The sequence below is a fragment of the Mammaliicoccus sp. Q-M61 genome, assembly GCF_022386055.1.
GTDB classification, from domain to species: Bacteria; Bacillota; Bacilli; order Staphylococcales; family Staphylococcaceae; genus Mammaliicoccus; species Mammaliicoccus sciuri_A.
Window position 1 is genome coordinate 1 of sequence record NZ_JAJNJL010000019.1, and the last position, 15,333, is coordinate 15,333.

At 29.2% G+C, this 15,333-nt stretch carries 15 protein-coding genes and 1 pseudogene; 14 read left to right on the forward strand and 2 right to left on the reverse strand.

Annotation, left to right across the window (positions count from 1 at the left end):
* Window positions 1-82: 82 nt before the first annotated feature.
* Together LQ677_RS14375 and LQ677_RS14380 are read right to left on the reverse strand one after the other, a co-directional pair.
* Window positions 83-415 (reverse strand): annotated as a pseudogene (locus LQ677_RS14375) (GNAT family N-acetyltransferase); the annotation flags it as partial.
* A gap of 351 nt (window positions 416-766) precedes the next feature.
* On the reverse strand, window positions 767-2,338 hold the full coding sequence (locus LQ677_RS14380) for a hypothetical protein (RefSeq protein ID WP_239728287.1): 1,572 nt from the start codon (window positions 2,336-2,338) through the stop codon (window positions 767-769).
* 145 nt (window positions 2,339-2,483) lie between these two features.
* On the opposite strand from LQ677_RS14380, the gene LQ677_RS14385 reads away from it, so the two are divergent.
* The 14 genes from LQ677_RS14385 to LQ677_RS14445 form a co-directional block, all read left to right on the forward strand.
* Entirely contained in the window at window positions 2,484-2,840 is a 357-nt protein-coding gene (locus LQ677_RS14385; RefSeq protein WP_204173559.1) for a hypothetical protein, read from the forward strand.
* A 94-nt stretch (window positions 2,841-2,934) separates the two neighbouring features.
* Entirely contained in the window at window positions 2,935-3,186 is a 252-nt protein-coding gene (locus LQ677_RS14390) for a hypothetical protein (protein WP_239705274.1), read from the forward strand.
* A 42-nt stretch (window positions 3,187-3,228) separates the two neighbouring features.
* A complete protein-coding gene (cch1, locus tag LQ677_RS14395; RefSeq protein WP_239749087.1) occupies window positions 3,229-4,905 on the forward strand; it encodes a cassette chromosome replicative helicase in 1,677 nt (558 codons plus the stop codon).
* Window positions 4,906-5,177: 272 nt separating this feature from the next.
* Window positions 5,178-6,854, forward strand: a complete 1,677-nt coding sequence (ccrC, locus tag LQ677_RS14400) for a cassette chromosome recombinase CcrC (RefSeq protein ID WP_239728312.1) — start codon at window positions 5,178-5,180, stop codon at window positions 6,852-6,854.
* A 253-nt stretch (window positions 6,855-7,107) separates the two neighbouring features.
* Window positions 7,108-7,452 (forward strand): SAUGI family uracil-DNA glycosylase inhibitor, encoded by a 345-nt coding sequence (locus LQ677_RS14405; RefSeq protein WP_239705277.1) that lies wholly within the window; start codon window positions 7,108-7,110, stop codon window positions 7,450-7,452.
* A gap of 91 nt (window positions 7,453-7,543) precedes the next feature.
* Window positions 7,544-7,855: a DUF960 family protein gene (locus LQ677_RS14410; protein WP_239705278.1), complete on the forward strand. Its 312-nt coding sequence runs from the start codon at window positions 7,544-7,546 to the stop codon at window positions 7,853-7,855.
* A gap of 18 nt (window positions 7,856-7,873) precedes the next feature.
* Window positions 7,874-8,380: a DUF1643 domain-containing protein gene (locus tag LQ677_RS14415; protein WP_239705279.1), complete on the forward strand. Its 507-nt coding sequence runs from the start codon at window positions 7,874-7,876 to the stop codon at window positions 8,378-8,380.
* A 17-nt stretch (window positions 8,381-8,397) separates the two neighbouring features.
* Window positions 8,398-8,613, forward strand: a complete 216-nt coding sequence (locus tag LQ677_RS14420) for a hypothetical protein (RefSeq protein ID WP_239705280.1) — start codon at window positions 8,398-8,400, stop codon at window positions 8,611-8,613.
* Between the two features lie 205 nt (window positions 8,614-8,818).
* Window positions 8,819-9,691, forward strand: a complete 873-nt coding sequence (locus LQ677_RS14425; RefSeq protein WP_239749088.1) for an HTH domain-containing protein — start codon at window positions 8,819-8,821, stop codon at window positions 9,689-9,691.
* Between the two features lie 33 nt (window positions 9,692-9,724).
* Window positions 9,725-10,018, forward strand: a complete 294-nt coding sequence (locus LQ677_RS14430; RefSeq protein ID WP_239705283.1) for a hypothetical protein — start codon at window positions 9,725-9,727, stop codon at window positions 10,016-10,018.
* A 14-nt stretch (window positions 10,019-10,032) separates the two neighbouring features.
* Window positions 10,033-10,527, forward strand: coding sequence for a hypothetical protein (locus LQ677_RS14435; RefSeq protein WP_239749089.1), 495 nt, complete (start codon window positions 10,033-10,035; stop codon window positions 10,525-10,527).
* Window positions 10,528-10,758: 231 nt separating this feature from the next.
* On the forward strand, window positions 10,759-10,917 hold the full coding sequence (locus LQ677_RS14855) for a peptidoglycan bridge formation glycyltransferase FemA/FemB family protein (RefSeq protein ID WP_374199849.1): 159 nt from the start codon (window positions 10,759-10,761) through the stop codon (window positions 10,915-10,917).
* Between the two features lie 801 nt (window positions 10,918-11,718).
* Complete coding sequence (locus tag LQ677_RS14440; protein ID WP_239749090.1) at window positions 11,719-13,521, forward strand: acyltransferase family protein; 1,803 nt, start codon at window positions 11,719-11,721, stop codon at window positions 13,519-13,521.
* Between the two features lie 1,041 nt (window positions 13,522-14,562).
* Window positions 14,563-15,333 (forward strand): YSIRK-type signal peptide-containing protein (locus LQ677_RS14445; protein WP_239749091.1); only part of this gene is annotated, 771 nt, incomplete at its 3' end.

Sequence of the window (15,333 nt, forward strand, 5' to 3'; positions counted from 1 at the left end):
CAACATAAATGAAGTCCACCCATAAATTTAACCCTAAATTTAATTTTAGGGGTGCACTTCATTAAGGTGGGTTATTTTTATGCTATAAAACATATTCAAATTTCAATAATGACATAATATATGCATCTTTATATTTACTTTTAGTGTAGAATTGCTCTTTGAGTAATCCTTCTGTTTTAAATCCTTGTGAATCATTATATGCACAGCTTTTTCGTTATCTGTATCAATATATATAAATCTTGTGCATGTTTAAAATATCGAATGCATAACTTGTTGCTTTTTCGAATGCGAATTTTGCATATCCATTACCACTAAACTCAGGTTTAATAATTATTGGTATTTCACAATTACGATGGATATAATTAATCTCTACTAATTTAACAATACCGACTACTTAATTTTCATCTTCTACAATCATTATAAATATAAATGACGAATAAGTCATCATTCACTGTAATTACTCTATTTTAGCTATTCAATGCACACTAACTCTCATTCTCTCGCTATTCTCTAATACATGAATAGTAACAAAAATAATTAATACTTCTTAAAAAGAGGTTTATTATATGAAATATTCATTGGGAGGTACATATTTAAAGTCTAAGTACGGAGATGTAATAAATAAAAGATAACTAGATTTCAAACCACAAAACCACATAACTTATTAATTATAAATATAGACATACTTTACTATTACAATAAGTCTCATTTTAATAAGTTAATTAATTATTTTTAAGAGGTTTCGTGGTTTACACAAAGTTGATTATTAAAGTTTCTTAATTGTTTTTGTAATTAGAGTACAAACTAGCTTTTCATCTATTTTATTAGTTAGATTATCTAATAATGACTTAAAAGAAGTCATTGAATTAAGTAGGCTATCATCATCATTATTAAAATCATTGTCTAGCTCTTTGGCTTCAAATATGTCTAAGTAATATTTATCTGATACAAAGTTTAATGATGCTACATCACTTTCCATTTGTTGGATGAAGTTGTTGTGATACTTTATCCAATTATTAATTGAGTTTATTATACTGTTTATTAAATCCTCATAATTTATGAAATTATTATATTTAGAAGTGTTGCTAATGATATAAGTTAACCTATCCGTAATATCAAATGTAGTTTGAACGGCATTATAATGTTTTTTTGTGTTTAAAGGAGTAAAAGTTAATCTGAAAATATTATCAATTAGACTTGCAACTTCGTTTTGTTTATTAATATCAACTGTTCCCTCTATTTTTGTCCATATGAAATCAGTTAAGTCATCAGCAAATGCAATTTTTTTATCTATAATGAAGTTGCTCATTAGTATAGGTATATTAATTAAATCTTTCTTAAGTGTTTTATAATCTTCAGCTTTGTGAGATGAAAACTTTCCTAAATCCATCATTTTTATGTATGGGTTTTTGTAAAAAGTAGCTATAGCTGAAATAATTACGAATTCGTGAAAATTAAATGTTCTAGGAGTAAATTTATTATAAATAGTTCCCTTTCCCATAGACTCTTGATTAGAAGAATGAATATTATCTGCTGCAAAGTTTTTAACATCAGCTAATTGGAAGTGCATATCAGCACCGACGATTTCATAAAAGCTTTTATCAATATAATGCATAATATTATTTAAAGCGAAAATAGATTCAGGTTTGTATTTCGATGGATTTATATTTTCTAAATTAGAATTTATTAACTTAATAGGCTCGGGTAATTCCAGTTCCGTTATCTTTTGTATATTACTTTTAATAAGCTCTTCAATAATTTCGTTAATATCATCTTCATTTTTTTCTACATCTTTAACTGTTTGATCTGAAAAGTCAAAATATGCAGGAGTATTAACATCTCCAATAAACCTATAGACTAAATTAATCTTATGGATTCGTTCTTTTTTACTCTCAATATCTTTCATTGAATGCTTATTCATATAATCATATTCAAACATCATTCTAGGAAGAGTTACTATTTCGCTGTCAAAAAATTTATGTTTGAAAAAATCGAGTGTTGATCGTTCGAAATTATTCCAAAGATTCATTTTAGTTTCTTTATTTAAATCAGCTTCTAAAGCATCATAAAGTGAATCTAAAACACGGCGGATTAATAATTTATAAGCAACCTTTGAACTACTACATCTAATTATTGATTCAATATCTTCGTCATAAATATATATTACAATCCCATTTAAAGTATACTCACTAAAACTCTCACCCTTATTTAATTGCTTTATAGAAATAGTTAAAGATTTATCAATATCCAATGTTTTTAATGATACCCTACAGTAGTCTAATACATATCCTAGAAATATATAATTATTATCGGCAACTTGCTTAATTTTAAACTCCATATCAAACACCTCAAATTTTGTCAATTATTTTGCTCAAAGTAATTCCATTTATTATTTTTTAAATGGAAACTGCCTTTCCTATATGGATATATATTATATCTAACTTAAGTTAATGCTTGAGTATAATTCTTAGGAGGTTTTTATAATGAAAACATATGTAATGAAAGAAGTTTATACCCATGATGAGAAAGTTCATCACATAGAAATTGAAACCATAAAAGGAGAGCAATTTAAGTATACTACACAATTCACAATAACAAGTGATTGTAAAAATTTAATTACTCTTTTGATTGGTCAGGCTTTGATGTTGCCAAGTAAAACTGAATTTTCAATATACGACTTGTTGGATATGGTTGGTGAAGATGTCTATGGCGATATTTACGATGAGGAAGTATATGCTATTAACATTTTACTTGAAATGTATCTTGAAGAACATTTCACGCTATGCCAGTTACAAGAAGGTGAAGCGGAAAATATAATAGTTAAGATTTTTCAAAGGTAATTAATCTAGGAGGCAAAGAAGATGGAAATAAAAACAAATAATTTTTTATCAATTCAAACTGACATAGATCAACGTGCTGAAGAGGTTAGGTAACATGGGCAGAGAATGGTTCTTGAAATGTTTAGAAGAAGCGTTAAGTAAGAGAGCAAATGAAAAATTCACTGTAAAAAAATTGCTAATAGATACAGGTGCAAAGGATCCAACAACAAAGTTAGTAGAAAATGTCGAAAATCGGTTTCGACATTATGTAATGTTGAATGAATCTGTACATTTTGAAATGTTTTGCAATAAAAATCAACTTATTTTCGTAAGACTTACGGATTTTTACGGTTTCGATGATATTTAAGTAGTATTTGTAAATAAGATTATGCATGGAGGTAAAGAAGTAATGAAATTTGAAAATGATAATTATTTAATAAATTCAAATGGTTGCTTTAAGAAAATGAAAGGTACCAATGATGGAGAAAGTGAGAAGCTAGTTAAACTAGCTTCTCCAATTTTTATAGTTGCTAAGTATAAAGATCGAGTATATAAAAAGGAACAGCTTATCATACAAGATATAGATGGTGAGGAATACATTTTAGATTCAAGCATATTAAGTTCACGTAATTTGTTTAAATTAATAGAAATGGGATTTACTATTAATGAAAATCGCATTAAAGAATTGAGTAATGCTTTACAGGAGTACAGAGATAGTACGGTGAAAAGTAGTTTTTATAAAGGTGTGGGTGTTTTACCTACAAATAAAGGAACAGTTGTTGTACTTGATGATATCCATTTCAGTCCTTCAATGACTGAGGAAGATATGAATCAAGTGATTTGTGATAATAAATATGATTTATCGCCTAAAGGTAAATTAGATGAATGGCTTACAATGTTTCAGCAGCAAGTGAATGGCAATGTTGTATTAGAACTAATTACCATCTTTGGAGTAAGTTCATTAGTTACAAGATATTTATTCTTGCTAAATGAAATTGAGTTTACAGGAATAATATATTCATTGACAGGACAGTCATCTAGTGGCAAAACAACAGCAGCTATGTTAGCAGCATCAGTAGCAGGTAATCCTAATAAAGGAGATAATACTTTATTTTGTAGTTGGAATGCGACTAAAGTAGGCATTGAAAATATCGTGAGTTCAAACTTTGGGGTTCCAGTGATATTCGATGAATTATCAACTTCAACCATTAGAAATCTAACGAACTTGCTATATTCTGTAAGCGAAGGGCAAGGAAGAGAACGAGCAGATAAAAATGGTAACACAAGGGAAAAATTCAATTCAGGTACTTCAATTATTTCAACGGGCGAATATAGTATTTTTAATAACTCAGCAAAAAATGATGGATTAAGGGTACGTATCATTGAGATTAATGATGCTATAACATCATCATCTTCGAATTCGGATGCTATTAAAAAAGTTGTAAGAAAAAATTATGGTCATGTCTTGCCAATAATATCCGAGTATTTATTAAATAATGAAGAGGAATTGGTCTCTATTTATGAAGAACATAGACAGTGGTTTGAAGTTGAACTAGCAAATGAAGAAAGCAACACAGGAATGCGAATGATAAGTAGGTATGCTGTGATTTTGACTTCAGCAACTATATTTGAACGTGCTTTAGATTTGAAATTGAATAAAGAAGGTATGAAAAAATATCTTTTAGAATATCATAAAAATACAATGTCAGAGCGTTCTTTAACCGAAAAAGCAATGACAGCTATTATTCAATATGTCGCAGTAAATAAAGGCAAGTTTATCAAAGATGGATCATTATCTAATATGATTGAAAACAATGGAACAATATTAGTTCAAAATGATTATGTTGAAGTAAAGATTATACGTTCTATCTTCGAACGTATATTAAAGGATAATGGGTTTGAGGATACAAAAAACGTAATCAAAGCATTGGATAGTGACAATAAATTAGTAACAGATAAAGACAGAAAAACAAATCAAAGAAAAGTGAAAAATAGTAATGATGAATTGGAATCAATAGTCTTTTATCACATAAAAATTGATAGAGCATTTGCTGAAACGTTGGATTTAAATATGTATAATACATGATTATTGATAACAATTTGTCTGTAGAAATAAACAAAGAAAGGCGTTGAATAGTATGAATAATGAACAAGTTGAAGCGTTTATTGAAGTGCTTGTTCCTATAATGGAAGAACGTATTAATAAAGATAAATAATTTAATTACGTACCACAGGATGTAACCTGCAGTACACATATTTTATTTAGTAGAAATGAAACAAATCTACAAATATATATTATTACATTGAAGTTATATACCAAGGTCTATAACGGAAACTAAGTAAAAGGAGAGAAATATTATGAACAGAAAAATAGCATTATACTCACGTGTGAGTACGACAGAACAGTCTGAGCACGGTTATTCTGTGCATGAACAAGAACAAGTCCTCATCAAAGAAGTTGTTAAAAACTATCCAGGTTATGACTATGAAACTTATATTGATTCAGGGATATCAGGAAAGAATATTGAAGATCGTCCTGCCATGAAACAATTATTAAAGGATGTCAAAGACAATAAAGTAGAGATGGTTCTAAGTTGGAAATTGAATCGTATTTCTCGTTCAATGCGTGATGTATTTAATATTATACATGAGTTTAAAGAACATGGTGTAGGTTATAAATCAATTTCGGAAAACATTGATACCTCGAATGCATCTGGTGAAGTTTTAGTTACAATGTTTGGTTTGATAGGTTCTATAGAGAGACAGAGTTTGATATCTAATGTGAAGCTTTCAATGAATGCAAAAGCGCGTAGTGGAGAAGCTATAACCGGAAGAGTTTTGGGATACAAATTGTTACTTAATCCACTGACACAAAAAAATGATTTGGTTATCGATGAAAATGAAGCTAATATTGTTAGAGAAATATTTGATTTGTATTTGAATCACAATAAAGGACTTAAGGCCATAACAACAATTCTGAATCAAAAAGGTTATCGCACGATTAACCAAAAACCTTTCTCTGTGTTTGGGGTTAAATATATTTTGAATAACCCTGTTTATAAAGGGTTTGTCAGATTTAATAACTATCAAAATTGGACAGTTAAACGAAGAAGTGGTAAAAGTGATGAAAAAGATGTAATTTTGGTGAAAGGTAAACACAAAGCAATTATAAGTGAAGAAATATTTGATCAGGTACATGAAAAATTATTATCCAAAAGCTTCAAACCAGGAAGGCCAATTGGTGGAGACTTTTATCTAAGGGGGCTTATTAAGTGTCCCGAGTGTGGTAATAATATGGTATGCAGGCGTACTTATTATAACACGAAAAAATCAAAAGAACGTACTATTAAACGTTATTACATTTGTTCATTATTCAATCGTTCTGGTAGTTCTGCTTGTCATAGTAATGCGATTAATGCGGAAATTGTAGAACATGTTATTAACGTTCACCTTAATCGTATTTTATCTCAGCCTAAAATCATTAAACAAATTGCGACTAATGTTATAGAAGAGCTGAAACGAAAACATAACACTAAAAGTAATGTCATCATTGACATTGAAAGTTTAGAAAAACAAAAAGCTATAATTAGAACACAACAAGAACGTTTATTAGAATTGTTTTTAGATGATCAAATGAATAGTGAAATGTTGAAAGAAAAGCAAAATCAATTGAATCATCGATTTCAAGCTCTTGAAGAACAAATCAAAGCGGCTCAACAATCTAATCCAGAAGAAACAAAAATACCTGACTTTGATAAGTTGAAGAGTCGCTTAACATTGATAATTAGTCGTTTTAGTGTTTATTTAAAAGAAGCAAATCCTGAAGCCAAAAATCAGCTTATGAAGTTGCTGATTGATTCTATTGAAATTACTACAGATAAAAAAGTAAAGCTCGTACGGTATAAAATTGATGAAAGTCTTATCCCCCAATCTTTGAAAAAAGATTGGGGGTGTTTTTTTATGCCAAAAATTCATTTTGTAATTGATGGTACACAGAAATATTCTATTGACCAAATTACCACTTTTACCACTTAAATCTAAGTGATAAAAGTGTAGAATTTGTTATTAATAAATATATGGATAACATTATAAAAAATATTTCTCTTAGCACAATAATAAAAGAGAGGATAATGGGATTTCCTTGTCATACCAAATATTGTTGCTGATTTTTATTGGGAAGTTTTCTGAATATCAGTGGGATTTCTAAGGGAAATAAACGAAAAATCAAACGTATATTATCTATATGATGTGACACATACATCAATCAAACAATTAGGAGGTCATAAAAATGACATTAGAACAACAACTCAAAGGCTATATCACACACTTATTCACCCTACCAAAGGACGAAGAATGGCAATGTGAATCACTAGAAGAAGTGGCGAATGATATCCTGCCAGATGCATATATTAGGTTGGGACCACTCAGTAATAAAATCCTTCAGACTCATACGTATTATTCAGAGGCATTACACAAGCGAAAACTCTATCCATTTATTCTCTACTATGAGAAACAACTTATAGCCGTTGGCTATATCGATGAATACCATGATATGGACTTTTTATATTTTCATAATACCGTAATGCCTTTACTAGACCAACTCTATTTACTACCAAAAGGTGGTGAATCATAATGGCGACATGGATTCGTATTGCAGAAATGAGTATCACAGTCATAACAGGTGTGATCGCAATAATAGAAGAAATTGAGAAGGGTGACGTATAATGGCACGTTTTATCACAAGAGGTATTGACTCAGACTTACCTTACATTATCCAAAAACATATCTGGGAGCTTGTATTATTCAGAGAACATGAACAGGCTAGAGAACATGAGATAATCGACTATTTTCATATCTTTCAATTCAATATGTATAATGAGGAACTATACATTAAGCACAAACAAGAACGACCAGAATATGTCAAAATTCATAAAACGCGTTATAAGCAACCGATTAATATTAGTAAAGTCTATGTTATACGCGAAGATGATGTAGGCTGTTCTTATTATGTCATGTTGTTGCCGGAAGAATATTAAATAAGGAGTGTAAAAAAGGTGCAAAATATTAAAAGTACATTAGAAACAGAAGCGATATTCAGTGATGATAATCAACATCGTTATTTACTAAAGAAGACATGGGATAACACGAAACAATCTATCGCAATCATTACAATGTATCCTAGTTATACAGGGATACTTCAAATAGATTTAACAACTCAATTGATTATAAACAAAATTTCAGAAATGGATGAATATGGCACGATTTATTTTGTGAATTTATATTCCAATATTAATACACCTCGTAATTTAAAGCACTTAAAAAATAGTTTTGATAAGCATACAGAGATTCATCTGATGAAGGCGGTCAAAGAAGCAGATGTTGTTATTCTTGCATGGGGTGCTTATGGTAAAAAGCCAGGTGTAGACAAGAGGGTGAATAATGTATTAGACATGTTGAAACCCTATCAGAAAAAAGTGAAAAAACTCATTAATCCCGCCACAAATGACATCATGCATCCACTCAATCCGAAAGCACGTCAAGAATGGCTTTTGACAACATAATATAGGAGGATATATAAATGACATTATCACATTGGCAAAACGTTAAGCATTTTTTAGATTCACAAACATATGAAGTGATGATAAAAGGGGTTATCGCACATATCGCATCTATTCATGACCATAATACATTGAATGATATTTATCAAATGTATATGGCAGATGATACCCTAACATGTATACTTCATGAGAACATACAAGGCATCATTAAGTCGGTACAACATGAAGCCGATTAATATTGTATCCTTATAAATTAAAGATAGGGATTAGTCGTATTGTGACACTTCGTTTTTCTTCATACTTCATGTTTATATTATATTCCCCCGATATAACGCCTTTTTAGTACGTTTGTATTTTTTACCATATTTTTGAAAAAGATTCGCGTAATGACATATTTTGTCATACCTGTTTTGTAGAATATAGATTGAAGGAGGTGACGCATTGGATCGTGTTTTTCGTGTGTTGACGATATATAATCGCTTACTACAACACAAAAATGTTAATAAAAAGACACTCACACAAGCATTAGGTTCAAGCCCGAGAACGATACAACGAGATATTGATGATATTCGTAACTTTTTATATGAAGCAAAAAGCTGGGTTGGTGTTCGAAGTGAAATAACGTATGACTATAAATCTGAAAGTTATACATTAAAAAAAGATAAAAGTGAAAGTCAATATTTTATGTATGATATTTTAAATAGTCTTTATCTGACAACACCAAAGATAAGTCGTCACTTCTATCAGTATCTTAAGATGGTGATAATCAAATATCATGGAGACCAACAAGATGGATTATTACAATATTTAAATCATTTTGAAGTTGATGATGAGAAAGAAACGCGTACATCTGTTTCAGTCGCTGTTCAAGCGTTAAATGAAAATCGATATTTAAAGCATCATAAACATTTAATATTACCGATATCACTTCATTACCAAATGTTTTCATTTCATCTCATTTATCAATTCAATCATGAAATTTATATTACAGATATTCATAAAATGGATTTAACATTAGCGAATGAAACGTTTGATTGTCATCAAAAAGAAATGAAGCATGATTATATTACATTTGAAGTATCAAAAGAAGTTTGGTTAAACATACATCGGTATTATCAAATTCATGTGATTGAAAATTATGATGAAGATCATATTATGGTGACATTTAAAATGACAAGGCCTGAGGCTATTCAACTTTGTTTCTTATATCGATCACAAATACGTGTGATTTCACCACGAGATTTAAGGGAACAAGTGATTGATGAATTACTCTTTTTACAATCAACATATCTAAAACAACAGATTCAGCATTAATAACATATTTTAATTACGGAGGGAATCGAAGCAATGGGTAACATAATAAAAACGATAGGAAAAGGTATCGGCAAAGGTATAGGTGCAGCCGCTTATGTTTCAGTTACGACTATTGGTGCAGCCGTTAGTGCAATCTGGGAAACGACAGGTGATAGAGGAATGGTAAGGGATGCTTTAAAAGATTGTTCTAATGAAGAATTAATGGAAATATATGGTATACAAAAAGAAGATGATGGTGATTATACCATGTATCTTGCGGCAAAATCTTTATTAGAAGAAAGAGGCTATATGTATCTTGATGAAACTAATGAATGGATTAAACGGTAAGGGGGTAAAAGGTTATGGACTTTATTTATTATAAGCAAAAAAATTTAGATCATTTTGAAAATCAATTGAAAAAACTAGCTTTAAATAAAAATTATAAATTTAACAAAGAAATTGAAGTGTTAAAAGAAAATGAGATTCTTGAAAAGTCGGGTAATCATGAGCGAGAACTATTAAAAATATTTAAAAACAATGTGCAGATAACAACATACCATTTCAAGAATCATAAAAGTAATTATTTAATTATTATTGGAGAAACAAATACTCCTGGAATTATAGGTTTAACAGTTATATTTGATAAAAAGCCTTTTAAACAAACAGGGAAGCTTGCATTGGCCTCTTTATTAACATTATCTCTTTTATCTGGAGGAGGTATAATAGCAGCTATAGCTGGACTTGGTGTTCTTGGGTCATATGCCAAACGAACTTTCGCAATTAAAGGTCCATTAGGAAAAGAAATATCAGAGATTATAGAAAATAAATTGGGTCAACCTATAGAATTCAAAGACTAGAAAATCAATACAGTTATGTCAATGATAGAAGTTTGAATACGAAAAATAACAGCAATATTAAAATATTAACAGTGTAAGATATATTGTAGGACAGGGATAGATATTAAAAAGTGTCCCTGTCCCATTTATTTCATTAAAAAGGTGCAATAATATTTTTTTGAACCTTACAGAAAAAGAATTTGATACATTTACAAAAGCATATTTCAAGCCTTACACAAAAAAGTTGTATATATTGTAGGTGTTAAAAATGATAAAAATGAAGTTGTCATAGCTATTTTATTTACAAAAATAAGGGCTATAAAGTTTTTAAAATATTTATATTCACATAGAGGTATGTTAACGAATTATTATGATATAGAATTAGTCAAACTAGATAATTTTCTGTTTTAGACTTAAAAAATTGATTAGATGATATGTTGTTGTCAGCATATAATCATCAAACGAGCCGTATAATAAAAAAGGAAGATGAAATGGATGTAGAAGTAAACACTTTACTTATTGAAAAAAAGAAAGATTCTTAAAATTATTTAAGTTGGCTGAAGAAAAAGTAATTCGTTCAATTAATTGTATAGATTAATTAAAAGGCATATAAAATACAGATGATAGTCAAGCAATATTTAAAATTGCATCTATTAATTTATAAAGCTATTGAGATCTATTAATGTCATAATGAATTATGTTGAAAGGTGAAATCCAATACACAAAATCTATGTTAGCAGACAATCCCAACTATAAAAATACAAAAGACAGCTATTCAAAACCTTAATTAAATAATTGATTAAACGAGATGGTGAAATCATGGATTGAAAGATTATTGTGTTTAGCAATTTAAAAAAAGTTTTTAATAGTAATGTAGAAGAGTATTGAGCAGACTTTATAAAATCTTTTAGGAAAATTTGATAATTTTTTAAATAGGTTAACTCAGTAGAAAAAATCTTTAACATTTTAAACTTAAAATAAGTATATTAATCTAAGTATATTTTTTGAGTTTTATTTGCTAATGGTTTGGTTCTGTAATCTTAATCGTTAGTACAATTACTTTTGTATATTTTTGACTTTAACAATCTGATATCTCTTTCTTGTATGTAAGAGTAATTAACAAGTTTTATCCTTTTATGTATATCTTTGGTAAATCATGATACAATAGTTTTTATTAGAAATTTTTACAATTTATTGAGGAGTCAATGAGAAATGAATGGTCAAACGAAAGAGATTAAGTCACACTCAATTCGTTATTTATATGGTTTAGATGGCTTAAGGGCAATTGCTGTTATAGCTATCATCATTTATCACCTTAATCCTAAGTGGTTATCGGGTGGTTTTTTAGGTGTGGATACTTTTTTTATCATTTCTGGCTATTTAATTACGAGCTTATTAATCCATGAATATCAACAGACTGGTACGATTGACCTCTTACATTTTTGGAAGAAACGTATTAAAAGGTTACTGCCCGCAGTCTTATTTTTATTAAGTATTGTACTTACATATACTTTATTATTTGAACCGAGCATTATCAAAAGTGTGAAACAAGATACGTTTGCTGCTTTATTTTATGTATCCAACTGGTGGTATATTTTTCATCATGTTAGTTATTTTGACAGCTTTAAAGTGATGCCACTTAAACATTTATGGAGTCTAGCGATTGAAGAACAATTTTATGTTTTTTGGCCAATTTTATTAATGATATTACTTCGCATTAAAAAGTTAAAAAGGCATTTTGTTTTAGTTGTATTTATAGCTTCTCTTATTTCATTATTGTTAATGATATTAATTGCTGAACCGAATGTTGATAATTCAAGAGTATATTTTGGAACAGACACTAGATTACAAACTTTGTTATTAGGTGTATTACTAGCATACATATGGCCGCCTTTTAGATTGAAACAGCAAATTATAACGCCGTTAAAGATAGGAATCGAAACGATAGGTTGTATTTCTTTGGCGCTATTAATTTATTTTATGATGACTGTTTCATCCAATGACAATTGGTTATACTTTGGAGGCATTTATCTTATCTCTTTAAGTTCTTTACCTGTTATCGCGAGTGCCGTTCACCCTAGTACGTTATTATCTAAAGTATTAGGTAATCGATTATTGTTATGGATTGGACAGAGATCTTATAGTTTATATTTATGGCATTATCCTGTCATAACATTTATCAATAAACATTTTGTTCAAGGGCAAATCCCCTTTTATATGATATTGATAGAAATCATATTAACGTTACTGTTAGCTGAATGTTCATATCGTTATGTTGAAGTACCTATTAGACTTCGTGGGCTAGCGTATTTCAAACCTCGAAAAGCTCAATTAAATTCACTCATTGCTAAGAGTAGCATTACTTTAGTATTAGTTGGCCTTACGTTAACAATACTTTCAGGACATTTTGATTATTTACAACAAACGCAACATCATCATGCCAAGACGACTTTTAAAGTTTCAAATCACGACCATAAAAATAGTTTGATATTACCTATTCCTAAAATTAATGTTAATAGCGAACAAACCATAAATCATAAAGGGAAGCATCAAGATAAAATGTTATTTTTCGGTGATTCCGTCATGGTTGATATCGGGGAAGAAATACATAAAGCATATCCAGATGCGATAATAGATGGTAAAGTCGGTCGTAATTTAAATGATGCTATTCCACTCGTTCAAGAGAAATACAGTACATTTAACAAAGCCAATCAACAAGTAGTACTTGAACTTGGAACGAATGGCGATTTTTCATATGATGATTTGACGAAGCTCATTAAAATGTTCGGTAATGCCCATGTTTACGTCGTTAACACACACGTACCAAGAGATTGGGAACAAAGTGTCAACGAAAAACTTTCGAAAGCAGCAGATTCACATAAGAATGTTCAATTAGTCAATTGGTATCAAAAAGCAAAAGACCATTCAGAATACTTCGCATATGATGGTGTGCATTTAGAATATAAAGGCGTACAAGCACTCGTATCCGAAATTAACAAACATATAAAATCATGAGATTTGAATTTGAAAAATTAAACAGGTCGGTTATAATATTAATTGTACCTTGTCAAGTAGACAATTAAATAATAGAAAATGGTCGAATTCATAGCTGTGCTATGGACTCGACTATTTTTATATAATTTGATTAGTTTTATATAAAAGATATATTTGAAAAATCGATTACTACCCACTTTATAAATTATAAAAAAACAATTCTTGTCTCTTTATAGAGTTCACTTTTCATCATTTCTGATCCTATACTTATTGAAATATCATATACTTGGTATTTTTAAATTGGTTAACCCCTTTATCAAATGTGCTAAAAGCAGGTTTGTTAAATGCCAAGCTCTTATTCTTAAAGTATTTGCTACAAAGTTCTTTTATTCATTTAAAAATTCCTCCTTTTTTTAATTTCTTTTGATGTTGAGATGATTATATAAAGATATTTATAAAACATTTATATAATTATTAATTACTACAAAATGTAATATTAACTCTATACTTATCAAGGTATTCTTACCATTACTTATCCCTTAAAATTATTACAACCAATCTCGAATCTATTAAATATAATGTATTTCATAAAATATAGATTGTAGAAAGGAAAAATTCAACGATAAATAAAGAGATTAATTTATTGTATGATTTGTATGAAATTGTTTTTCGAGTATTTTAGATAAAATCTAGTGAAAGTAGAAATGAAGGATATTAATATTACCTTAGTTTTTATTGAATAGACATAAATCGGAGTATGTTACTAGTGACTATATCGCCTAAAATATAGAGTAATAAATCTATATTTTTTTTGCTAAATATTTTGTATGTTATTAACAATTTTATAAATCATTATATTTAAAGAATCGCATCTACGTGTAATTTATATACAAAAATAATAATAAATTTTAATTGTACTCAACAACAATTATAAAATCTATATTTTTTTAATATATTTATATATTGAAAATCTAATTTTGATAGATTAATATAAATGTGATAAGGCAAGTTGTAATATTCGTCGTATCATACATTAATATATTTGAAAGGAGACTTGGTTCAATGAAAAAAAGGGGTAGAAAATTAGATTTTATACCTAATAGATTTAATAAGTATTCAATTAGAAAATTCACTGTTGGGACTGCTTCAATTTTAGTTGGGGCAACTTTGATTTTTGGAATAGGAGAAGAAGCAAAGGCGGATGAACAACAAAATAGTTCTGTACAATCACAGTCAGCAGATGATAATGGTCAATCTGGCAAATCTTTAGAAGAAGCAAGCACAGAAGAAGCAAGCACAGAAGAAAAAGCACCAGAAGCTGAGACAACAGAAGAAGCAACTACAGAAGAAAAAGCACCAGAAGCTGAGACAACAGAAGAAGCAACTACAGAAGAAAAAGCACCAGAAGCTGAGACAACAGAAGAAGCAACTACAGAAGAAAAAGCACCAGAAGCTGAGACAACACCAAAAGCTGAAGCTACAAACAAAGTAGCATCAGAAGAGCCACAAACTAATTACAATAATAATGATTATTCAATTTCACAAGTTCGTGATGAAGAAACAGCTGTTATATATTATAAAAAAGCTGCCAACGTTTCAGATGAACAAGCTCGTGAAGTAATCAGTAATTTAAATTTAGATATAAAAAATTTAAGTGAACAAGAATTACAATATGAATTAATCAAGGCGTTAGCAAAAGAGCAGAACAATAATAAACCATTAGCAACTGCTTTAAGAGCGGTATCACCAAAAGATGAAGAATCTTTAAATATTGCTTCAAATGAATTAATCAATACATTAGCAGTAACAGATAAATCAAAAGTAATCGAAGCA